This is a genomic window from Streptomyces sp. CA-251387, from assembly GCF_050936625.1.
Classification (GTDB): domain Bacteria; phylum Actinomycetota; class Actinomycetes; order Streptomycetales; family Streptomycetaceae; genus Streptomyces.
Genome location: NZ_JBNJMJ010000001.1, coordinates 9,007,266 through 9,029,713 on the forward strand (window position 1 = coordinate 9,007,266; position 22,448 = coordinate 9,029,713).

12 protein-coding genes and 2 pseudogenes are annotated in these 22,448 nt (G+C 71.7%); 6 read left to right on the top strand and 8 right to left on the bottom strand.

Features of this window, described 5'->3' with window-relative positions:
- Positions 1 to 66: 66 nt before the first annotated feature.
- Both ACQEV2_RS40195 and ACQEV2_RS40200 read right to left on the bottom strand, forming a co-directional pair.
- Positions 67 to 2,844 (bottom strand): SpoIIE family protein phosphatase, encoded by a 2,778-nt coding sequence (locus ACQEV2_RS40195; protein WP_433053470.1) that lies wholly within the window; start codon positions 2,842 to 2,844, stop codon positions 67 to 69.
- Positions 2,845 to 3,033: 189 nt separating this feature from the next.
- Positions 3,034 to 5,562: a SpoIIE family protein phosphatase gene (locus ACQEV2_RS40200; RefSeq protein WP_433053473.1), complete on the bottom strand. Its 2,529-nt coding sequence runs from the start codon at positions 5,560 to 5,562 to the stop codon at positions 3,034 to 3,036.
- 348 nt (positions 5,563 to 5,910) lie between these two features.
- On the opposite strand from ACQEV2_RS40200, the gene ACQEV2_RS40205 reads away from it, so the two are divergent.
- Positions 5,911 to 7,593 carry a tetratricopeptide repeat protein gene (locus ACQEV2_RS40205; RefSeq protein WP_433053476.1) on the top strand — a complete coding sequence of 561 codons (1,683 nt, stop codon included), beginning with the start codon at positions 5,911 to 5,913 and terminating at the stop codon, positions 7,591 to 7,593.
- Positions 7,594 to 7,649: 56 nt separating this feature from the next.
- Here ACQEV2_RS40205 and ACQEV2_RS40210 read toward each other — a convergent pair whose 3' ends face one another.
- The 3 genes and pseudogenes from ACQEV2_RS40210 to ACQEV2_RS40220 form a co-directional block, all read right to left on the bottom strand.
- The gene (locus tag ACQEV2_RS40210) at positions 7,650 to 8,921 is read right to left on the bottom strand and encodes a sugar ABC transporter permease (RefSeq protein ID WP_433053479.1); all 1,272 of its coding nucleotides are present in this window, start codon (positions 8,919 to 8,921) and stop codon (positions 7,650 to 7,652) included.
- Positions 8,922 to 8,926: 5 nt separating this feature from the next.
- A complete protein-coding gene (locus ACQEV2_RS40215) occupies positions 8,927 to 9,709 on the bottom strand; it encodes an ATP-binding cassette domain-containing protein (RefSeq protein WP_433053482.1) in 783 nt (260 codons plus the stop codon).
- 39 nt (positions 9,710 to 9,748) lie between these two features.
- Positions 9,749 to 10,836, bottom strand: a pseudogene (locus ACQEV2_RS40220) (substrate-binding domain-containing protein).
- 250 nt (positions 10,837 to 11,086) lie between these two features.
- Here ACQEV2_RS40220 and ACQEV2_RS40225 point away from each other — a divergent pair.
- Together ACQEV2_RS40225 and ACQEV2_RS40230 are read left to right on the top strand one after the other, a co-directional pair.
- Positions 11,087 to 13,618: a SpoIIE family protein phosphatase gene (locus ACQEV2_RS40225; protein WP_433053485.1), complete on the top strand. Its 2,532-nt coding sequence runs from the start codon at positions 11,087 to 11,089 to the stop codon at positions 13,616 to 13,618.
- Positions 13,615 to 14,696: pseudogene (locus tag ACQEV2_RS40230) on the top strand (sugar ABC transporter substrate-binding protein). Before ACQEV2_RS40225 ends, ACQEV2_RS40230 begins: the two are co-directional and overlap by 4 nt.
- Positions 14,697 to 14,751: 55 nt before the next feature.
- Here the strand turns inward: ACQEV2_RS40230 and ACQEV2_RS40235 are convergent.
- Positions 14,752 to 16,566, bottom strand: a complete 1,815-nt coding sequence (locus tag ACQEV2_RS40235) for an ABC transporter ATP-binding protein (RefSeq protein WP_433053488.1) — start codon at positions 16,564 to 16,566, stop codon at positions 14,752 to 14,754.
- A 307-nt stretch (positions 16,567 to 16,873) separates the two neighbouring features.
- Here ACQEV2_RS40235 and ACQEV2_RS40240 point away from each other — a divergent pair, with 307 nt between their 5' ends.
- On the top strand, positions 16,874 to 17,260 hold the full coding sequence (locus tag ACQEV2_RS40240; RefSeq protein ID WP_433055166.1) for a hypothetical protein: 387 nt from the start codon (positions 16,874 to 16,876) through the stop codon (positions 17,258 to 17,260).
- 140 nt (positions 17,261 to 17,400) lie between these two features.
- A complete protein-coding gene (locus ACQEV2_RS40245) occupies positions 17,401 to 18,183 on the top strand; it encodes a DUF817 domain-containing protein (protein ID WP_433053491.1) in 783 nt (260 codons plus the stop codon).
- A gap of 34 nt (positions 18,184 to 18,217) precedes the next feature.
- On the opposite strand, the gene ACQEV2_RS40250 is transcribed toward ACQEV2_RS40245, so the two are convergent.
- Complete coding sequence (locus tag ACQEV2_RS40250) at positions 18,218 to 18,547, bottom strand: antibiotic biosynthesis monooxygenase family protein (protein WP_433053493.1); 330 nt, start codon at positions 18,545 to 18,547, stop codon at positions 18,218 to 18,220.
- A gap of 106 nt (positions 18,548 to 18,653) precedes the next feature.
- The gene (locus tag ACQEV2_RS40255) at positions 18,654 to 19,814 is read right to left on the bottom strand and encodes a S1 family peptidase (RefSeq protein ID WP_433053494.1); all 1,161 of its coding nucleotides are present in this window, start codon (positions 19,812 to 19,814) and stop codon (positions 18,654 to 18,656) included.
- Positions 19,815 to 20,103: 289 nt separating this feature from the next.
- Between ACQEV2_RS40255 and ACQEV2_RS40260 the strand changes: the two genes are divergently transcribed.
- On the top strand, positions 20,104 to 22,440 hold the full coding sequence (locus ACQEV2_RS40260; RefSeq protein ID WP_433053496.1) for a glycosyl hydrolase family 95 catalytic domain-containing protein: 2,337 nt from the start codon (positions 20,104 to 20,106) through the stop codon (positions 22,438 to 22,440).
- Positions 22,441 to 22,448 lie beyond the last annotated feature (8 nt).

Below are 22,448 nucleotides of genomic sequence, written 5' to 3' on the forward strand. Positions count from 1 at the left end.
GCCTATGAGCTCATAAGCGTGATCTATGAGCAGACGCTCTCGGTGACCCCGCAGCCCAAAGTCGCCTCAGGGCACCGGCTGTTCGGCCCAGATCACCTTGCCCGCGGGCAGGTACCGGGTGCCCCAGCGGTCGGCGAGCTGCGCGACCAGGAACAGGCCGCGGCCGCCCTCGTCCGTCATGGTGGCGTAGCGCAGATGCGGCGAGGTGCTGCTGCTGTCGAAGACCTCGCAGATCAGGCTGCGGTCGCGCAGCATGCGGACGCGGATGTTGTCACCGCCGTACCGGATCGCGTTGGTGACCAGCTCACTGAGGATCAGCTCCGTCGTGAACTGCAGTTCCTCCAGCCCCCACCCCTCGAGCGTCCGCGTCACGGCGGAGCGCACCTGGGCGACGGCCGCCGGGTCGGAGGGCACCTGCCACTCGGCGACCTGGTCGGGCCCGAGCGCCTGCGTGCGGGCCACGATCAGCGCGATGTCGTCGCCCGGCCGGTCCCGGAGCCGGGCGTCCAGGACGGCCTGGCAGGTCTCCTCCGGGGTCCGGCCGGCCCGGGCCAGCGCGGCGCGCAGCTGCTCCAGACCCTCGTCGATGTCGTGTTCGCGGTCCTCCACGAGCCCGTCCGTGTAGAGCACGAGCCGGCTGTCCTCCGCCAGCTCCAGCTCGGCCGTCTCGAACGGCAGCCCGCCCAGGCCCAGCGGGGGACCGGCGGGCACGTCGGGGAACGCGACGGTGCCGTCCGGCCGGATCAGCGCCGGCGGCGGATGGCCGGCGCGGGCGACGGTGCACCGCCGGGACACCGGGTCGTAGATCGCGTACAGACAGGTCGCGCCGGTCACCGGAGCGCTGTCGCCCTCCTGCGCCTCGTCCTGGTCGATGCGGGCGACCAGCTCGTCGAGGAGCGCGAGCAGTTCGTCCGGCGGCAGGTCCAGGGCGGAGAAGTTGTGCACGGCCGTACGCAACCGGCCCATGGTGGCCGCCGCGTGCAGCCCGTGGCCGACGACGTCGCCCACCACCAGCGCGACGCGGGCACCGGACAGCGGCAGCACGTCGAACCAGTCCCCGCCCACGCCGGCCTGCGCCGGCAGGTACCGGTAGGCGATGTCCAGGGCGTTCTGCTCCGGCAGGCTGCGGGGCAGCAGGCTGCGCTGCAGGGTCACCGCCATGCTGTGCTCACGGGTGTACCGGCGGGCGTTGTCGATGGACACCGCGGCCCGGGCGACCAGTTCCTCGGCGAGCGCGACCTCGTCGGCGTCGAAGGGTTCCGTCTTCTGCGACCGCCAGAAGCTGACCACGCCCAGCACCAGGGACCCCGCCCTGAGCGGTACCGCGATCAGTGAGTGGATGCCGAACTCCACGACCTGCGCCGACCGCTCCAGATCCTGGGCGCGCCAGCCCGGAGCCTCGCCCAGCCGTGGCTCGATGACGGCCTGCTCGCCGTACAACGCACGGCCCTGCGGCGAGGAGTCGACGAACCGGATCTGCTCGCCCACCGGATACAGCGGCGCGTCCTTGCGTATCCCGCTGCTGGCCGTGCGCCGCAGCCGGGTCGCCGCCTCCGGATGCCCGCCGGCCAGCACCGCGTCGAACAGGTCGACCGTGGCGTAGTCCGCGAACCGCGGCACCGCCAGCTCCGCCAGTTCCTCGGAGGTGCGGGTGACGTCCAGGCTGGTGCCGATGCCCACCCCGGCGTCGTACAGCATGTTCAGCCGCTCGCGGGCCTCCTCGGCCCGGCCGGACAGAGCCCGCAGCTCCGTCGAGTCGCGGAGCGTCGCGACGCTGCCGGACGGCCGGCCCCTGAGGTGGGTGGGGCGCTGGTTGACCGCCAGCAGCCGGTCCTTGACCAGGTGCACCTCGTCGGTGGCCGTCCTGCCGGAGTCCAGCAGTTCGGCGGTGTCCGGGGAGAGGCCGAGGTCGAGCACCCGGCGGCCCTCGGCGTCCTCGGGCAGGTCGAGCAGCCGGTGCGCCTCGTCGTTGGCGAGCAGCAGCCTCCCCTCGTCGCCGACGATGATCACGCCCTCCCGAACGGCGTGCAGCACGGCGTCGTGGTGCTCGTACATGCGGGTCATCTCGTCCGGGCCGAGGCCGTGCGTCTGCCGTAGCAGCCGCCCGCTGACCAGCGCCGTGCCCGCCGTGGACAGGGCGAGCGCCACCGCGGCGGCGGTCAGCAGGAGCGGCAGCTGACGGTCCGCCGTACCGCCCACGGTCGCCTTGGTGACCCCGGCCGACACCAGCCCGACGACCCGCCCGTCGGGGTCCTTGACGGGCACCACGGCCTGCACCAGCGGCCCGATGGTGCCGGTGATCTCCTCGGTCACCACGCGCCCCGCCAGGGCGGGCGCGAGCGTCCCGACGAACTTCTTCCCGATGCGGTCCGGCTTGGGGTGGGTGTAGCGGATCCCGTCGGTGTTCATGACGACGATGAAGTCCACGCCTGTCGCCTCGCGAGCCGCCTCGGCCCGCGGTTGCAGTACCGCGGTGGGATCCGGGCTGTCGAGCGCCTCCCGGGTGCCCGGCGCGTTGGCGAACGCCTCGGCGACGGCCACCGAACGGTTGCGGGCCTCCTGTGTGGTGTCGTACCGCACCTGCAGCACGAGTGCCACCACGGCGGCGACGACCAGCAGCAGCACGATCACCACCTGCAGCAGGAACACCTGCCCGGCGACGCTGCGCCCGCCCACCGCCGACCGCAGCCTGGAGAGCCGGCCCTTGCGCTGCCGCTCGGCGAGCGCAGCGGACGGTGTTCTCCGTTCGGACACGCCACGGAAGCGGTCTGGCGCAGACCGTGCGCGCAGACCGCTGGGACGACGGGCCGACCGGGCCCCGGATCGACCCACGAGTCGGACCATGTGCCCATGTCTACACTGCCGCGCCTCAGGAGGCGAGAGACGTCACAGACCGTGACAGGACCCGCTCCTTCTCCCACACGACGATCACAGAAGGGGTACGGCGACTTTCGGCAACTCCCGTGCCCGCGGCGGGGTTACCACGACGGCTGCGCCGCCGGAGCAGGGCTCCCGCGCGCGACCCGGGCACCCTCACTTCCGGTGCGGCGGCGCGGCACGCCGCGTGGCGAGCAGCAGGGCGATGTCGTCGGGGCGGTCCGGGGTGTGCCGGGCCCTCGCGGTGAGCCTGTCGGCCACGCCCGCCAGCGACCGCGCGCCCGCACGGGCGGCGGGGGCACCGGCCCGGGCCAGCGCCACCCGCAACGCGCTGATGCCGTCGTCGATGTCGGTACCGGGCCGCTCGACCAGCCCGTCGGTGTACAGCGCCAGGACGGAGCCGGGCTCCATCCGCAGCTCCGCCACCGGATACCGGGCCTGTGGGTCCACGCCGAGCACCACACCGCCGGGCAGGTCGACGACCTGCGTACGGCCGTCCGGGCGGCGCAGCAGCGGCGGCAGGTGCCCGGCCACGGCCGCCTGCGCGAGGCCGGTCGCCGGATCCAGCCGGATGTAGCAGCAGCTCGCGAACAGGCCGGAGTCGAGGTCGATGAGCAGACGGTTGGTGCCGCTCATGACCTCGTCGGGCGGCCGGTCGCCGACGGCGAACGCCCGGACGGCGGTGCGCAGCTGGCCCATGGTCGCCGCGGCCTGCACTCCGTGCCCCTGCACATCGCCGATCACCAGGGCCATCCCGTCCCCGGCGGCGGCCACGTCGTACCAGTCGCCGCCCACCTCCATGCCCTGCGTGCCGGGCAGATAGCGTCCGGCGGTCTCCATCAGCGGATGCTGCGACAGCCGCCGTGGGAGCAGTGCCTGCTGCAGGCCCCGGGCCAGCGCGGCCTCGCTCTCGTAGCGCCGGGCCTTCTCCATGGCGTGCGCGATCAGCCCGGCCATGGCGGTCAGCACCGTACGTTCCTCGGTGCTGAAGCTGCGCGGCCGGTCGAAGCCGAGGATGCAGGAGCCGACGGAACGCCCGGAGGCGATCAGGGGCAGGAAGGCGCGGGCGCCCTCCGTCGCGTCCAGCGCGATGCCCGGGTAGGCGTCGGCGAGCTGCTGCATCGAGTCGAAGAACAGCGGGCGGCCGCTGGTCAGCGTCTCGACGCCGGGCAGCCGGGCATCCAGCCCCACGCCCTCGAAGGGGGCGAGGAACCCTTTGGGGAAGCCGGTCTCCCAGGCCAGATACAGATGCCGCTCCTGCAGCAGGTAGATGGCCAGCCGGCGGCCGCCGAACGCGGGCAGCAGTTCCCGCATCACCACGGCGGACACCTGACGCGCCGTGACCGCCTCCGTCAGCGCGATGGCGAGCACGATGGGGCGGTACAGAGGAGAGAGCGACGGCGCGCCGACCGGTTCCGGCGAGGCGTGCGCGTCCGGGAGGCCGGACGGGCTGTCGGCCATCCGATGCCCCGGACGGAGCGTGCAGGTCAGGAAGTCCGGACCGGGATAGACGGACAGGGCCAGCCAGTCGCCCCCGAACGGGGGGGCGGCAGCGGGCTCCGGCTCATGGGTGGACGGTCTTCGGACATGGAAGTGCACCGGTTCCGGAGACAGCAGCGCCCCGCGCAGATGATCCTCGACGGCGGGCTGGTTCAGCCACGGCACGCCCTCCCACAGCGGCCGGCCCAGCAGCTCGGTACGGGGCCGGCGCAGCAGCGCGGCCGCCCGCGGATTCGCGTAGACGACCGCACCCAGCCGGTCCAGGCAGAACACGCCGTCCGGCAGCAGATCGGCCGCCGCGTCCGCCACCGTGCTCGGCCCCGGATCGAGGACGACACCCCGTACGGTCGCCGCCCCGGAGCGAGCCGGGTCGTCGTACGGCCCCCAGACCTCGACCAGCCGCAGCGCACCGTCCGCGCCGTGCGCGTACAGCGGCAGCGCCGGTGACCGGCCCCCGGCCGCCTCGCGCAGCGCCGCCAGGATCGGCTCCGCGTCACCGGGAGCGAGGGCCTGCGCGAACCCCTCCACCGTGCCGTCGGCTTCCCCCGCGGCCCGGCCCAGGACGAGGTTCAGCCGCTCGTCCGCCGTCACGGCACCCGTCGCCGGATCCCAGGAGAACCGTCCGAGGCGCCCCGAGGGAGGGCGGCCGGCGGGCGGCCGGACACACACCGGCCCGCCCTCCCAGGACACCACCGACGCGTCCCCGTCAGCGAGCTTCTCCAGCTCCGCCCCCAGCTCCTCGGCCAGCCGTGCCATGCGTTCGCGCGCGGACAGCAGCTCGGTGGAGTCCGAGGCCGAGGGCCGCAGCACGCTCAGCACACCGAACACGGTCGAGCCACCCGCGACGGGGACGTGCAGGGACCCGAACTGGAACGGCAGACCGGCCGCGAACTGCGGATAGCGGCGCATGGTCTCCGTCGCGTTCGGCAGCACCACCTCGACGCCGAGCCGATAGGCGTCCGCGACGGGGAACGGCCGGTCCACGTGCAGCCGCCACCACGGTGTGAACAGCGGCCCCGGCAACCCCTCCAGCACGGCCAGCCGCAACAGCCCGGGCGTGCGTGAGCGCAGGTAGACCCCGCCCGCGTGGCCACCCGCCGCGCTGATCGCCTCCGCCGAGGCATCGATCAGCAGCGCCGCCAGCCTGCCGGGCGTCCGCTCTGCGCCTTCGGCGCTCCCAGTCATCGGCCCTACCTCGTCCGTACGCCATCACGCGTGCGACACAGCAAGAATGCGCCACGACGCACCTTGCCCGCACCTGGGGCGGCTTGACCAGGGGGGTGCGGGCCCGGCGTCCGACGCGTCCGCCGGCACCACGGCGACCAGGGATGGGCCGGAAGCCGAAACCGTGCGCCAGCCCCTCCCGTTCTCGGTGTGAGACCCGGTCGCCACCACCGGCCCGGATCGGTCGCCGTGACCGGGTGCGTTCCGGACATCCGGCCCGACACGGCAGCACAGCGGTCGGCAAGGCGGGTGCCCTCGGGAAGACTCGGGAACAGACCGGCGGGCGCAGGACAGGCAGGAGACAGACGCATGGAGTACTACGACCTCGGCACCCACACCCGCCCCGTGACCACGTCCTCCGACCGGGCCCAGCTCTGGTTCGACCGCGGGCTGACGTGGACGTACGCCTTCCACCACGAGGAGGCCGTCGCCTGCTTCGAGGCCGCCGCCGCGGCGGACCCCGACTGCGCCATGGCCCACTGGGGCATCGCCTACGCGCTCGGCCCGAACTACAACAAGCCCTGGGAGTTCTTCGACGACCAGGATCTGGCCCGCACCGTCGACCGTACCCACGCGGCCGTGGAGCTGGCGCACCGGAAGGCGCAGACCGCCGCTCCCGTCGAACAGGCGCTGATCGCCGCACTGCGCGCCCGCTACCCGCAGGCGAAGGCCGTGGAGGACTGCTCGATCTGGAACGCGCCGTACGCCGACAGCATGCGCGCGGTCTACGAGCTCGCCCCCGACGACCCGGACATCGCCACCCTGTACGCCGACGCCCTGATGAACCTCACTCCCTGGCAGCTGTGGGACCTCAGGAGCGGCGAACCGGCCGACGGCGCGCGCACGGTGGAGGCCAGGGCCGTCCTCGAGCGTGCCCTCGCCACCGACGCGGGACGCGGCCACCTGGGCGTGGTCCACATGTACATCCACCTGATGGAGATGTCCCCGACACCCGAGGCGGCCCTGTCCGTCGCGGACCGCCTGCGCGGCCTCGTGCCGGACGCGGGGCACCTGCATCACATGCCCTCGCACGTGGAGGTGCTGTGCGGCGACTACCGGCGGGTGGTCTCCGACAACACCAGGGCGATCGAGGCGGACGAGAAGTACCACGCCCGAGCCGGGGCGATGAACTTCTACACCCTGTACCGCTCGCACAACTACCACTTCAAGATCTACGGCGCGATGTTCCTCGGCCAGTCCCAGGTCGCCCTCGAGACCGCGGCGCAGCTCGAGGCGTCCATCCCGGAGGACCTGCTGCGCGTGCCGAGCCCGCCCATGGCCGACTGGCTCGAGGCCTTCCTCGCCATGCGGGTCCACGTCCTGATCCGCTTCGGCCGCTGGGACGACATCCTGGAGCTGCCGCTGCCCACCGATCCGGAGCTGTACTGCGTGACGACCGCGATGCTGCACTACGCCCGCGGCGTCGCCCTGTCCGCGACCCGTCGCGTCCGGGAGGCGGAGGCGGAACGCCGGCTGTTCCACGAGGCGGTCGCCCGGGTCCCCGAGACCCGCATGCTCTTCAACAACACCTGCGCCGACATCCTCGGGATCGCCTCGGCGATGCTCGACGGCGAACTGGAGTACCGCAAGGGCAACCACGACGCCGCCTTCGCCGCCCTGGAACGCTCCATCGAGCTGGACGACAACCTTCCCTACGACGAACCGTGGGGCTGGATGCAGCCCACCCGGCACGCCTATGGCGCCCTGCTGCTCGAACAGGGGCGTGTCGAGGAGGCCGAGGCGGTCTACCGCGCCGACCTCGGCCTCGACGGCTCGCTCCCACGCGCCTTGCAGCATCCCGGCAACGTCTGGTCCCTGCACGGCCTCCACGAGTGCCTGATGCGCCTGGGCCGGACCGGGGAGGCGCAGATGGTGGCCCAGCAGCTGAGGTTCGCCGCCGCGCTGGCGGACGTACCGGTCGAGGCGTCCTGCTTCTGCCGGCTCGACACCGCCCGAGCGGCCGCAGGTGGGGACGGTTGCTGCGCCGAGTGAAAGGCGGCCGCGATGACTTCGGGACGCCGACGCGAGCGCAGACTCGGCGCCCCCGGTCACGCCCGCCCGTGGGCCTCCTGCGAGCGTCGCGCCAGTGCGTCGATGACCACGGCGGCGAAGAGCACCCCGCCCGTGATCATGAACTGGACGGCGGTGGGGGTGTCCGTGATGACCATGCCCGAGGCGATCGACTGGATGACCAGCATGCCCAGCACCGCGGACCAGGTCGTGCCGCGTCCGCCGAACAGGCTGGTGCCCCCGATGACGGCCGCCGCGATGGCGTTGAGGAGCAGCAGGCCCGAGCCCGCGCCCTGACTCACCGAGGTGATGCGCGAGGCCAGGAACAGGCCGCCGAGCGCGGCCATGGTGCCGGAGACGGCGAGCACCGCGGTCTGCACCTTGATCACGCTGAGGCTGGCGCGGCGGGCCGCCTCGATGCTGCCGCCGAGGGCGTAGACCTGCCGCCCGTAGTGGGTGCGGCGCAGCATGATGTCGAGGCCGGCGACCACCACGAGGAAGATCAGCAGGGCGAGCGGCAGGCCCTGGAACCGGTTCAGCAGGTATGCGGCGGTGAAGGCGACCGCCGCGAGGGCTGCCGTACGCACGATGATGCCCCGGAGCGTGCGGTGCGGCATGCCCACGGCCTTGCGCCGCAGCCTGTCCTGGTAGGTCACGACGAAGACCAGGCCCGTGCCGACCGCCGCCAGGCCGTAGGCGGCGGCGTCGTGGCTGAAGTAGTGGCTGGTCAGTTTGGCGACCAGCCCGTTCTCGTCGAGGTTGACGGTGCCGCTGGTCCCGAGGATGTACAGCATCAGGCCGTTCCAGGTCAGCAGCCCCGCCAGGGTGACGACGAAGGCGGGCACGCGGGTCTTGGCGACGGAATAGCCCTGGACGGTTCCCGCCACGGTGCCGGCGAGGACCGCGATGATCAGGGCGAGCCATTCCGGCACGCCGTTGTTCACGTTCAGCACGGCGAAGACCGCGGCGGCGAGGCCGCTGATGGAGCCGACCGACAGGTCCAGCTCCCCGATCAGCAGGACGAAGACGATGCCGACCGCGATCAGGCCCGTGCCCACGATGTCCACGCTGAGGTTGGACAGGTTCCGCGGTGACAGGAAGCTGGCGTTGAGGGACTGGAAGGTGATCCAGACGGCGGCGAGGACCAGGACGACCGGGAGCGAGCCCAGTTCGCCGGCGCTCAGCTTGCGCCGCAGGACGGCGATGCCGCTCTCCACGAACTGGGCGAGGGCCGCCGCGCGGGGCGGTCGGCGGGCCTCGGCGGTCGGCGCGGAGGGCGCGGTTCGCGTGCGGTCCGCCCCGCTGTGCATGCCTTTCACCACCCTGCCTCCCGATGGGCCATCCGGCGGGGCACGTTCTCCGTGGCGCCGGTGATGGAGGCGATGATCTGTTCCTGCGACGCGGTGTTCACATCGAAGAAGCCGTTGTTGCGGCCGAGCCGCAGCACGGCGGCGCGGTCCGCGAGAGCCTTGACATCGCCCATGTTGTGGCTGATGAGAAGCACTCCCAGGCCCCGGTCGCGCAGCTGGTCCACGAGGTCCAGGACCTCGCTGGTCTGCTCGAATCCCAGCGCTGCGGTCGGTTCGTCCAGGAGGAGGACGCGCGGTTCGCCGAGGAGCGAGCGGGCGATGGCGACCGTCTGCCGCTGCCCGCTGGACAGGGAGACGACGGGCGCGCGCAGATCGGGGACCCCCCTGGTCAGACGCTCCAGCAGGTGACTGGTGCGGCGCTCCATCTCGACCTCGTCGAGGAACCCGAACCTGCGGATCTCCCGGCCGAGGAAGAGATTGCCCACGACGTCGAGGTTCCCGCAGAGCGCGAGGTCCTGGTAGACGGTGGCGATGCCGAGGTCCCGGGCATCGTGCGGGCGCCGGATGTGGACGGGCCGGCCCTCCCACTCGATGACGCCCTTGTCCGCCGGGGTGACTCCGGAGATCACCTTGACCAGGGTGGACTTGCCGGCCCCGTTGTCGCCCAGCAGCGCGACCACCTGGCCCGCGCGGATCTCCAGCTCGATGTCGGTGAGGACCTCGACGGCCCCGAAGCGCTTGCACACGCCGCGCAGCGTCAGCAAGGGGGGACTCGGCACGAAGACCATCTCCTTCCCACGACCGGTCCGGCGCCCGGAACCGGCCGGTCAGGTGAGTCCGGCCCTGGCGCAGGCGGCGTCGAGTTGCGGGGTGCAGATCTGCTCGATCGTGTACACACCGTCCTTCACCACGGTGTCCTCGATGGTGTCGACGGTCACCGACACCGGGGTGAGCAGGACGGCCGGGACGGTGCTCCCCGTGCTGGTCCTCACCTGGTCCTTGGCGACCCGGTCGAGGTTCTCGCCGCGGGCCGCGGCCACGGCGAGTGCGGCTCCGGCGGAGGCCTCGGGAGCGAAGGGCTTGTAGACGGTCATGTACTGCTCGTCGGCGAGGATGCGCTGCACGGCGCCGAGTTCGGCGTCCTGCCCGGTTATGGGGGCAGCGGGTCGACCTTGTTGGCCTTGAGAGCGGTGATGCTGCCGGCCGCGAGGCCGTCGTTGGCGGCGTAGACCCCGTCGATGCTGTCGGCGCCGAGGGCGGAGATGGCGCCCGACATGTTCATGTTGGCGATCTCCGTCCTCCACTGACGGGTGTCGTACGCCTTGGCGATGTCGACCTTGCCCTCCAGCTCGGACAGGGCGCCCTTCTTGAACGACACCGCGTTGGGGTCGGTGGGGTCGCCGTTCATCATCACGATCCGGGCGCCGGCCGCCCCGGCGCCCATGGCCGTCAGCAGCGCCCTGCCCTGGAGCCTGCCGACCTCCTCGCCGTCGAAGGAGGCGTAACCCGAGATGGGGCCCTCGGCGAGGCGGTCGTAGGCGATGACGGGGATGCCCGCCTCCGCCGCCTTGGCGACCGTGGGGCGCAGTGACCTGGCGTTGACGGCGACGAGCAGAATGGCGTCGACGCCCTCGGCGATCATCGAGTCCATCTGGGCCTGCTGGATGGCCACATCGTTCTTGGCGTTGGCGTGGTCGACCTCGCAGTCCGCGCAGAGCTTCTTGATCTGCCGGTCGAGCAGCGGCCTGTCGTTCGTCTCCCAGCGGGCCGTGGTGGAGTCCGGAAGCAGCACTCCGATCCTGGTCTGGTTGCCCCCGCCGGAGTCGTTGCCGCCGTCCTCCCCGCAGGCAGCGAGCGCAGCGGCCGTGGCGGCCGCGGTCACGGCGGCGACCGCCCCCCGTACGCAGGCCTTCATGCGAGGGACCTCCAGCCGCGATGTCGGCGCCGGGCATCCGCCCGGACATACTGCAAGAAATGCGGCAAGACGACTATGCGGTAAGTGTGACACCGGCCGCGGTGAACTGCGAACTCGGCCGACACGGGGTCCAGCTGGAGCGGAAACAGTGCTGATCTGTCGGCTTTGCCCGCATATGAGACGCTGGTAGCTGAGCCCCCCGATCTCAGTCTGTCGGCACCTGTGGCCCGGGCAGGAGGAAGGTGCGGACATGCGTCATGACGGCCGTGCCCGGGCCGGCGTCTCGCAGCTCCCGGCCTCGGAGGCCGGGGCTGCGAGCACCGGTTCACCGCCTCCGGCGCGAGAGGGCGCACCGGGGGAGCGGGCCCTGACGTTCGCCGGAGCGGCGGTGGCGGCTGTCTATGTGCCCGGGGCGGGGGAGGAGGACCTGCGTTTGGTGGAGACGGCCGGGGCCGCCGTCTCCCGGTACGACCTGCCGGAGCAACTGCCCCTGTCCGGCGGCTCACCCGCCGCGCAGGCCTTCCGCACCGACCGGCCGCTGTGGCTGAACCCCGCGGCCCTCGCCTCCTTCGAAGACGGGCCGGCACCACCGGCGGCACAGACGTCCCTCGGTGCGTTGCCCCTCAGGGCGGAGGGCAGACGGCTGGGCTGCCTCGTCGTCGTGGGCGTCTCCGCCGACGGGTTCGAGGCCGGCCAGCAGCGCTTCCTGGAGCGGTACGCCGACGCGGTCGCCGACCTCCTCCGGGCCGGGACCGACCACCCCGCACCGTCGTCGCTGCTGGGTCTCGCCCTGCGCGCGCTGCGCGTCGGCTCCTTCGTCCTGGTGCCGGACACCGGCGTGATCGACGCGGACGAGATGCTGCTCGAACTGGTCGGCATCACACCGGACGACTTCGACGGCAAGGCGGACACCCTGCTGGCGAACGCCCTCCCGGAGGACATGCACGCCCTGATGTCGGTCCTGGAGCCGTCCACGCCCGCGTTCGCACGCCGGGAGCTGGAGTTCCGGGTCCGCCACCTCACGGGTGAGGTGCGCTGGCTGAGTCTGACGTGCCGGGTGGTGGCCGGCTCCGACGACCGGCCGCAGCAGGTGCTGGGCGTCGTGACGGCGACCTCGGTGCAGCGCCGGAGCTCCGACGACGTGTCCCGCATCCAGTGGCTGACCGCCGCACTCGACGACGCCGCAACGGTCCAGGACGTCGGCCGAGTGGTGGTCACCGCGCTGCGCGAACCGCTGGCCGCCGACCGCGTGGCGCTCGCCGAACTGCGCGAGGACCGGCTGGTGGTCATCGTGCTCGATCCGCCGCAGCCCGCCGCCTGGCCGCAGACCTGGCGTTCCGAGTGGCGCTCGGAATGGCCCGACGCCCCCGTCCGCGCCCTGCCCACCCTCCAGCTGGCGCTGCGGGACGGCCGTATGGATCTGTGGCCCGCCGGCACGGCCTTCGAACCGGGGCTCGCGGGCATCGGCGCCGGAGGCCTGGCCGTCCTGCCGCTGCCCGCCAAGGGCGGGGTCGTCGGCGTGTGCCTGGTCGGCTGGGACCAGCCGCACGAGTTCGCCACCGAGGAGCGGTCCGTGCTCACCGCGACCGCGGCGCTGATCGGGCAGGCCCTGGAGCGTGCGCACGCCTACGACGCCGAGCAGGAGCTCGCGACGATGCTCCAGCGCAGCCTGCTGCCCCGGCGCCTGCCCGAACTGCCCGGCGGTACGGCCGTCGCCCGCTATCTGCCCGCCCGGCGCGGACTCCAGGTCGGCGGCGACTGGTACGACGTCATCGTCATCTCCGAGGACCGGGTGGCCCTGGTCATCGGAGACGTACAGGGGCACAGCGCGGGAGCCGCGACGATCATGGGACAGATGCGCACCGCGGTGCGGGCCTACGCGGTGGAGGGACACCCGCCGGACGTGGTCGTCTCCCACGCCAACCGGCTGCTCGTCGGCATGGAGACCGATCTGTTCGCCACCTGCTGCTATGTCGAACTGGACATGGAGGAGGGCAACGCCTTGTTCGTCCGGGCCGGGCACCTCTCTCCGCTGCTCCGTCACCCCGACGGCACCACCGAGGAGATTCAGGTCGAGGGAGGGCTCCCGCTCGGCGTGCTCGCCGAGGCCGAGTTCCCCATGACCGCGGTGGCCCTGGCCCCCGGCACGGTGCTCGCCCTGGTCACCGACGGCCTGGTCGAAGCCGCCGACCTGCCCCTGGACGAGGGGATGGACCGCACCCGCGCCGCGCTCGCCACGGCCGACCCGACCGACCCCGGGCGGATGGCCGACCAACTGCTCGGCGACGCCGGCCGTCGTGAGGACGACGTCGCGCTGCTGCTGCTGCGCTACGACGGCATGACGGCCCGTCCGATCCGGGCCGGCTGGGTGGTGTGGCGGCTGCCCGACGCCGTCATGCACGCCCGCCGGTTCACCTCGCGCACGCTGCGCCGGTGGCAGGTCGGAGAGGCCGCCGACGCGGTGCTGCTGGTCGTGTCCGAACTGGTCACCAACGCCCTGGTGCACACGCAGGGCCCGGTCCGCCTCGACCTGATACTCCGCGGGGATCGCGTGCGCGTCAGCGTGAGCGACGCCTCTCCGCGGGCGCCCGCCAAGCCGGTGATCGTCGACTGGGAGTCGACCGGCGGGCGGGGCCTGCTGCTGGTCGAGGCGATGTCGGAGTCCTTCGGCTCCGTGCCGGTGGCCGGCGGCAAGCAGGTGTGGAGCGAGATCCGCGTGCCACGCCGCGAGCCGGCCCTCGCGGGCTCGGCGCCCGGAACGGACCGGGAGGGCTCGCCATGAGGGCCCGCACCCGGATGCGGCACGTCGTCGCGGGGCTCGTCGCGGGACTCATGACGGTTTCCCTGACTGCCTGCGGGGGAGGCGACGAGACGGGCTCGGACGGTTTCACGATCGGCCTGCTGCTCCCGAACCGGGTGACTCCTCGCTGGGAGAAGTGGGACAAGCCGCTGATCGAGCAGCGGCTGAAGGAGCTGTGTCCTCGCTGCACCGTCCAGTACGCCAACGCCGAGGGCGACGCGGCGAGGCAACGACAGCAGATGGTCTCCATGATCACCAAGGGGGCCAGGGTCCTGATCCTCGACCCCGCCGACAGCAAGGCGATGCGCTCCTCGGTCCAGGAGGCACGCAGAGCGGGTGCTTCGGTCGTCGCCTATGACCGGCTCGCCGAAGGACCGATCTCGGGCTATGTCAGTTTCGACGGCGCGCAGGTCGGCAGGCTCCAGGGCGAGGCGCTCCTCGAGGCCATGACGAGCGGCGGAAACGTCGTCATGATGAACGGCGACCCGACCAGCGCCAACGCCGGGTGGTTCCGCAGGGGCGCGCTGTCCGTCATCACGGGCAAGCTGAAGATCGCCAGGTCGTACGACATCGAGGCCTGGAGCGCCGACAACGCCCGCGCCGACATGTCCGCCGCCATCGCGGCCCTGGGCCCGAACCGGATCGACGGCGTCCTGGCAGCCAACGACGACATCGCCGCAGGCGCCATTTCCGCTCTCAAGAAGGCCGGTGTCAGGAACCTGCCCCCGTCACCGGTCAGGACGCCAACCTCGACGCCGTGCGGCGCCTCGTCAGCGGCGAGCAGTACATGACGGTGTACAAACCGTTCACGGCGGAAGCCGCCGCAGCCGCCGACATGGCCGTCGCCCTGGGGCGTGGCGAGGACATCCGCGACACGACGGCCACGACGACGATCGACAGCGCCACCACCGAGGACATCCCGGCCGTGCTGCTCACTCCGAGAACGGTGACGGTCGGCACCATCAAGGAGACGCTCGTCAAGGACGGTGTGTACACCGTCGAGCAGATCTGCCCCCGCAAGCTCCGGCCGGCCTGCGCCCGGGCGGGACTCTCCTCGTGACAGGCGGACCCTTGGGCGGGCGGGCGAACGCGTCCGCCCGCCCGGGGAGCCCGGTTCAGGTCAACTCGGCCTGCGCAGGGCTGTCGTCCAGGAAACCGCCCGACTGGTGCTGCCACAGCTTCGCGTAGGCGCCCTCCGCCGCGAGCAGTTCGTCATGGGTGCCCTGCTCGACGATCCGCCCGCGGTCCAGGACCACGAGCCGGTCCATGCCGGCGACCGTGCTGAGCCGGTGCGCCACCACGAGCGCCGTCCGCCCCTCCATCAGCCGCCACAGTGCCTCCTGGACGAGGATCTCGCTCTCGGAGTCCAGCGCGCTGGTCGCCTCGTCGAGCAGCAGGACCGGGGCGTCCCGCAGGATCGCCCGGGCGAGGGCGACCCGCTGGCGCTGACCGCCGGACAGCTTGACGCCGCGCTCGCCCACCATGGTGTCGAAGCCGTGCGGCAGCGCGTCGGCGAACTCCGTGACGTGCGCCGCCTCGGCCGCGCGCCGGATCTCGGCATCGGTGGCGTCCGGCCGGGCGAACGCGATGTTGTCCCGCAGCGTGCGGTGGAACATCGCCGGGTCCTGCGGCACATAGGCGATCAGACTGCGCAGGTCCGCCTGGCGCAGCCGGCTGATGTCCTGACCTCCGATCAGGATCCGCCCGGCGTCGATGTCCGTCATCCGCAGCAACAGCCTGGTGAGGGTGGTCTTGCCGCCGCCGGAGCGGCCCACGAGGCCGATCCTCGACCCGGCGGGCACGTCCAGGTCGAGGCCCTCGAACAGGGGCCGGCCACCGGCGTGAGCGAAGACCACCTGCTCGAAACGGACGTCGGCGGCCCCGGGCAGCAGCGGCTCCGGCGACGGCGGGTCGACCACGGTCGGCGGCGTCAGCAGCAGTTCGGTGAACTGGGCGGCCTCCGTCATCGAGCTCTCCAGCCGACGGTAGATCTGGTTGAACTCGAACATGATCCGCGTCGCGTTGGAGTAGTAGGTGAAGGCCACCACGATCGCCTCCACGCCGTGCGCGCCCCCGCCGAGCGTGACCGCGAGCAGCAGCCCCAGCGCGTTGGTCAGCACCGACATCGGCGCGACCAGCGTGTCGATGCGCAGATTGCCGTAGTCCCACGACCGCAGCGTCAGCCGCCGCGAGGCCGCGACCCGGGAGCGGTGCTCGGCGGCCTCACGCCCCTCGGCGGCGAACGCCCGCACCGTGTCCATGTTCATCAGGCTGTCGGCGACATGCCCCGACACCCGGGCGATCGCCTCCTCACGCTCGTCGACGAGGGCCTGGCGGCGCCGGATGAGAGGCACCACGCACACCGCCGTCACGGCGATCATCACCAGCAGCCCCACCACGAACAGCGGTTCGTAGCGCCACAGCACCACCGTCCCGAACGCCAGCGGCACGAAGCTGCCCACGATCTGGAACGTCAGCGTGTCGACGAACTGCTCGAAACGGGTGGCGAAGCTCAGGACGCGCTTGGTCAGCGACCCGGCGAAGTTGTCGTGGAAGAACGCGGCGTCCTTGGCGAACAGCTCGTCCATCCCGATCACGTACAGGTGCTCGATGCCGAGGGCGTCGAGACGGTTCAGGCAGTGCAGGGCGATGCGCCACAGCGTCTCCGCCAGCAGCAGGACACCGACGAAGCCGATGACGTACGGCATTGCCGAGCCGACGGTGACGTCCTTGTCGTCGGCGATGTCGCCGACGAGCTTGGCGACGATCAGCGGTGCGATGTAGTTGATGCCGATGTTGCCCACCGCCGAGAGCAGCATCGCGGGTAACGTCAGCCACCGGAGTCGGGCCAACTCCCGTCCGTAGTAACGAAGTGCGAGAAGAACCGAGCGTTTGCCCGGCTGAACCTTGCGCGATTGAGGCGTTTCCATCCCAACCCTGTGTGTGTTCTGCGGCAGCCCGCCACGCGTCACCGCGGGCAGGGGGCATCGCCGGCGACGGCCGTGTGAGTTCGGGTTCGAGTGCGGAAGTGTCCCGCGACGGCGACCGCGCAGTCCAAGTGTTTTCCGGCCGGGAAACGGCCTCGGGACCAGGCCGGCACGGTCTCGGTCACCGGTCCCGCACCCCTGCCTTCACCGCACCGGTCGCGCACGGTATGCAGGGACACCACAGCCCCAACTCCCCAGGCTCGCGGAGGACTTCGTGCCACTTCTGCCCCGTTCGCCGTCCGGCTGGACCATGGCCGTGTTCGGCATCCTCGCCGCCGCGACGGGGGTGGTCGGGCTCGTCGCCCCGGACGCCCTGCTCACCCTCATGGGGTTCACCCGGGTGGGGGACTCCCGGCGTGCGGAGGGCGACCACACACTCGTCTTTCTGACGGCTTCCTCCATGGCGGCGCTCAACATGGGCGTGTACTACGTCCTGGCCGCCCTCTCCGACTGGAAGGCGTTCTTCCGCTGGACCGTGCCCTTCCGCCTGCTGACCTGCACGGTCTTCACCCTCGCGGTGATCGGCGGCCGTGCCCCGTCCGGATTCCTCGGCGTGGGCCTGTGGGAGGGGCTCGGCGCGCTGGCCACGGCTGCGGCTCTCCGCCACGAGCGGCAGCGCACCCGCGCGGACGGCTGACCCCGGCGGTCACTGCAGGACCGCATCCCAGATGCCGACGGCGCCATGGACGATCAGGTTCCTCCGCCGTACCGACGAACCGAGCAGGCCAAGGTCACGTCCTTCAGAACATCATGCTCACCACAACCAACACCCGCCCCATGGCCTCATCGCTCCGTCAGCTGCTCGACTTCGCCTGGACACAGACCCGGTCCTGCGCCTTCGCCATCGCCCTCCTGTCCGGCGTGGCCGCGTCCACGCTGCTGCCCGGCCTGCCCGTGGCCCGCTACGACCTGCTCGTCGCCTACGGTGTGCTGCTCACGTTTGTGTTCTGGCTGCGTGGCTGGGAGAACGGCCGGGACATCGCCGTCATCGGCCTGTGCCATGTCATCGGCCTGGCGTTCGAAGTGGTGAAGGTGTCCCTCGGCTCGTGGAGCTACCCGGAACCCGCCGTGCTGAAGTTCGCGGGCGTCCCGCTGTACGGCGGGTTCCTCTACGCGGCGGTCGGCAGCTACGTCTGCCGCGCCTGGCACCTGTTCGACCTGGAACTGGTCCGCTACCGGCCACGTGCGACCGCGGTCGTGGCCGCGGGCATCTACATCAACTTCTTCAGCCACCACTGGCTGCCCGACGTGCGCTGGCTCCTGGCCGGCCTGCTCCTGGCCGTCACCGCGGGCAGTTGGGTCCACTACACGGTCCGCGGTGTGCGCCGCCGGATGCCGCTGGCGCTGTCGTTCGTCCTGATCGGGTTCTTCCTCTGGGTCGCGGAGAACCTCGCCACCTACCTGGGTGCCTGGCGCTACCCCTACCAGCTCCACGGCTGGGAGCCGGTGGGAGTGGACAAGTTCGGCGCCTGGTCCCTGCTGATCAGCGTCACCTTCGTCCTCGCCGCGGTGACCCGTCCGCGGCAACGGGGCCGTACCCGTGCCGGGCAAGGGCTGTGACCGGCCAGGGAGGCTCCCCGGCCGGTCACCCTGCTCACTTGCTCGTGGGCCCCGCCTGCTGCACGACCTCGAAGGACCACAGCGTGGACCCGCTGGCCGCCGGCTTGGGACGCTCGCCGCTCTCCGCGCCGCCGCCCTGGTGGGCCGTCTTCATGGGGCCCTCCATCCAGGCCTGGAAGGACTCCTCGTCCCGCCACCGCGTGTAGACAAGGTAGGTGTCGGTGCCCTCGACCGGCCGCAGGAGCTCGAACCACTCGAACCCGTCGGAGTTCTCCACGGCGTGCGCACGGGAGGCGAACCGCTTCTCGAGCGTCTCGCGCTGCTCGGCGGGGACGGTCAGTACGTTGATCTTGACTACGCTCATGGCCCTCATCCTGCCGCACGACGACCGGCCGCCCGACAGCGACTCGGCTGTCAGGCGGCGGGGTCGGTGGTGACCGGCGCCCCCGTCGCCGGGGGCGCCGACGTGATCAGGCCGTGTGCAGGGTCAGCCCGTAGCGGTTGAGGATCTCGTTGACGGGCTGGAACCAGGTCTCCCCGCCGCCCGAGCAGTTGCCCCAGCCTCCCGAGGTGACTCCTTGTGCCTGGTCACCACTGATGAAGGAGCCTCCGGAGTCCCCGGGTTCGGCGCACACGCTGGTCTTGGTCATCTGGTGCACCGCGCCCTGGCTGTAGTTGACCGTCTCGTTCTTGGCCAGCACGGTCCCGCAGTGCCAGTGCGTCGTGGAGCCGGAGCGGCACACGGAGGTACCGACGGGCGCCTCGGCCGAGCCGCGCACGAGCCGGTCCGGGACCGTGCCCCAGCCGAGGACCACCGGAACGGTCCACCAGCCGCTGCCGACACTCACCCATGCGTAGTCGTTGCCCGGGAACGAGGAGCCCTGGAAGGCGCCGACATAGCTGCCGTCCCAGCCCCGGACACCGGCCCCCGGCTGACCGCAGTGTCCCGCGGTGACGAATCCGCCGTGCACCGAGAAGCCTATGGAACAGCGGACGTTGCCCGTGTAGTAGGGGTCGCCGCCGACCGTTCCCGCCGCGAACGTGCGCGGGGCGGCGGAGACCGTCGCGACGGTGACGGGCCCGGCAGCCCGGGCGCGGGAGACGAAGCGCCGGACATCGTTGTCAGCCTGACTGTCGCGGACGACGTTCACGACGACCGTGTTGGCCGCCGGATCGACGTGCCAGCTGCTCACGCCCGAAGGCGCGGAGATGCGGTCGATGCGGGCCTTGGCCGCGTCGAGCTCGCGTGCGCTGTGCGTGACGGTGCGCACCGCCGCTCCGGTGGCCCGGACCTTCCGTACGGTCGCGGGCGGAGCGTCCGAGGTGACCGCCACGGTCAGCCGCTCGCTCTCCGCGTCGAACCACGAGCCGCCGTAGGCGGATCCGGCGGCCTTGCGTGCCTTCGCCGTGATGCCCATGGCCGTGCGCTCCGCGGCCAGCCGCGCCTCGGCCTGCTGCTTCGACAGGCCGAGGTCCCGCTGCATCGCCTGGAGCAGCCCGGCGGAGGCCGCTTCGGAGCCGGTCGCCGCGCCGGAGTCGCTAGCCGCGGCGGGCCCGGTTCCGCTCGCGGTCCAGCCGCCGAGCACGAGGAGCACGGCGAGGCCTGCGTGCTTGAGTCTGATGCGTCTCAAGGGAGTTGCCCTTCGTCGTTCCAGCAAGGTGGGGGTGGAACAACCGCAATCTGAGAGCGCTCTCATTCGGGGTTGGGCAGAGCTTAGCTGTGACGGCGTGTCAGGTCCATACCAGCGCGGGGCTGAACTGCCGGCCGATGTGGCTGCCGACGCCGCAGCCGAGGGGGTGTGCGGCACTCCCATACATCGGATGCATCAGCCCCTCTGCCCATTGACATGTACGCGAGCGGTGCCTACGTTCCCCTATACACCCGATGTATTGAGGACCCGTTAGGTCTGGAGGGCGACGATGACCTCACAGCCGGAGCAACGCCTGCCGATACCCCGCAGAGCCGCACTCGGCACCGCGCTGGGCGGTGTGGCAGCGGCGGCACTGCCCGGGACGGCCCACGCGGAGGAATCCTTACGGGCGGCGCCGGCCGCGGCCGGCGATCCCGTGGCCGGCGCCCGCAGATCCCCGTGGAGACTCCGCGACACCATGGCCACGGACGGCGCCTGGGCAGGATTCCTGCACGGCCAGGACCTGCTCTGGACCAGGCTGCCCACCCGCTGGTACGAGGGCCCCTTCCTCGGCGACGGCCTGCTGGGCAGCATGATCTACCAAGAGCCGGGCGCGAACCGCATCCGCTTCACCGTCCAGCACGGCCGCGTCCAGGACCACCGGCCGCAGTTCGGCAGCGGCTGGGGCACCTGCCGCCTGCCGGTAGGGCACTTGACGCTCGCACCGGTCGGCACCATCACCGCTGTCGACTGGCGGCTGAGCCTGTGGAACGCCGAGCTCACCGGCACGATCAACACCACCGCGGGCACCCTCACCCTCGCCGCCCTCATCCACGACGAGGTCCTGGCCGTACGCGTGTCGGCCGAGGCCGGCGAGCAGGCCACCTGGACCTTTCACCCTGAGGAGGCCATCAGCCCCCGGAAGATCAGCGAAGCTCCGCCCTCCGGTTACACCGCCAACCCGCCGTGGACGACCCGCACCGCCCCGGACGGCACCGAACAGGTCCTCCAACCGCTCACCGGCGGCGGCCGGACCGCCACCGCCCATCGCCGCACCGGCGACGAACTCCTGCTCAGCGTCGGCCACAGCTTCCCCTCCGACACCGCCGCCGAGGCCGACTCCCTGCGCAACCTGCGCCACGCCACCTCGTACAGCGCTCTGAGACGACGCCACATCCGGTGGTGGCACGACTTCTACCGCAAGAGCTTCGTCTCGTTCCCCGACCAGCGGCTGCAGAGCTTCCACTGGATCCAGCTCTACAAGGTCGCCTCCGCCAGCCGCGCCGACGGCCCCGTCATGGCCACCTGCGGGCCCTGGCTGGAGCCCACACCCTGGCCCGCGGTCTGGTGGAACCTCAACGTGCAGTTGGAGTACTGGCTCATCCACGGCTCCAACCACCTGGAACTCGACGCCCTCGCCACCACCTTGCGCCGGAACCAGGAACAGCTCATCGCCAACGTGCCCGCCGCCTACCGCTCGGACAGCTCCGGCGTCGGCCGCAGCTCCGACATGTTCGCCAACCGCAGCGTGGGCCGGCCCGGCACCGGTGCCGAGGTCGGCGACCTCACCTGGGCCCTGCACAACGTGTGGCTGTCCTACCGGCACACCATGGACACGTCCCTGCTGCGCGACACGCTCTTCCCGGTGCTGCGCCGCGCCATCAACTACTACCTGCACTTCCTCACCCCGGGCAGCGACGGCAAGCTCCACCTGCCGAGCACGCTCTCGCCCGAATACCCCGTCGTGCCGCCGCAGGACACCACCTACGACCTGGCCCTGATCCGCTGGGGCTGCCAGACCCTCATCGAGTCCGCCGAACTGCTCGGCATCGACGACGAGTTGGCCCCGCGCTGGCAGGAGGTCCTGGCCCGGCTCACGCCGTACCCGGTCGACGGCAACGGCTTCATGATCGGCGCCGGTACCCCGTACGCGCAGTCCCACCGCCACTACTCGCACCTGCTGATGGTGTACCCGCTGTACCTGGTCAACTGGGACCAGCCCGAAAACCGCGACCTGATCACCAAGTCGATCGTGCACTGGCACGCACTGACCGGCGCCCACCGCGGCTACAGCTACACCGGCGCCGCCTCGATGTACGCGATGACCGGCGACGGCGACACCGCGATCACCTACCTGCGCAAGTTCTTCGACCCCACCACCCGCTACCCCTGTCGGGCCAACACCCACTACACCGAGGCCGGACCGGTCATCGAGACGCCGCTGTCCGCCTCGCAGGCCCTGCACGACATGTTCTGCCAGAGCTGGGGCGGCGTGATCCGTGTCTTCCCTGCCATCCCCACCGACTGGGCGGACGTCACCCTGCACAACTTCCGCACCGAGGGCGCCTTCCTGGTCAGCGCCGTCCGCAAAGCGGGCAAGACCCGCTTCATCCGGATCAAGAGCCTGGCGGGCGAGCCGCTCACACTCCGCCACGGTCTCACCGGCACGCTCACCGTTCTCCTCGACGACGGCACCCCCGCCCGCATCCACGACCTGGGCGAGGGCACCCTCGCCATCGACCTGCCCAAGGGCCGCGAGGTGCTCGTCCACTCCGGCTCCCGCCCCGACCTGACCATCGCGCCCGTCGCCGTCAGCGAACCGGGCCCGGCCTGGGGCCTGCCGTAAGGGCCACA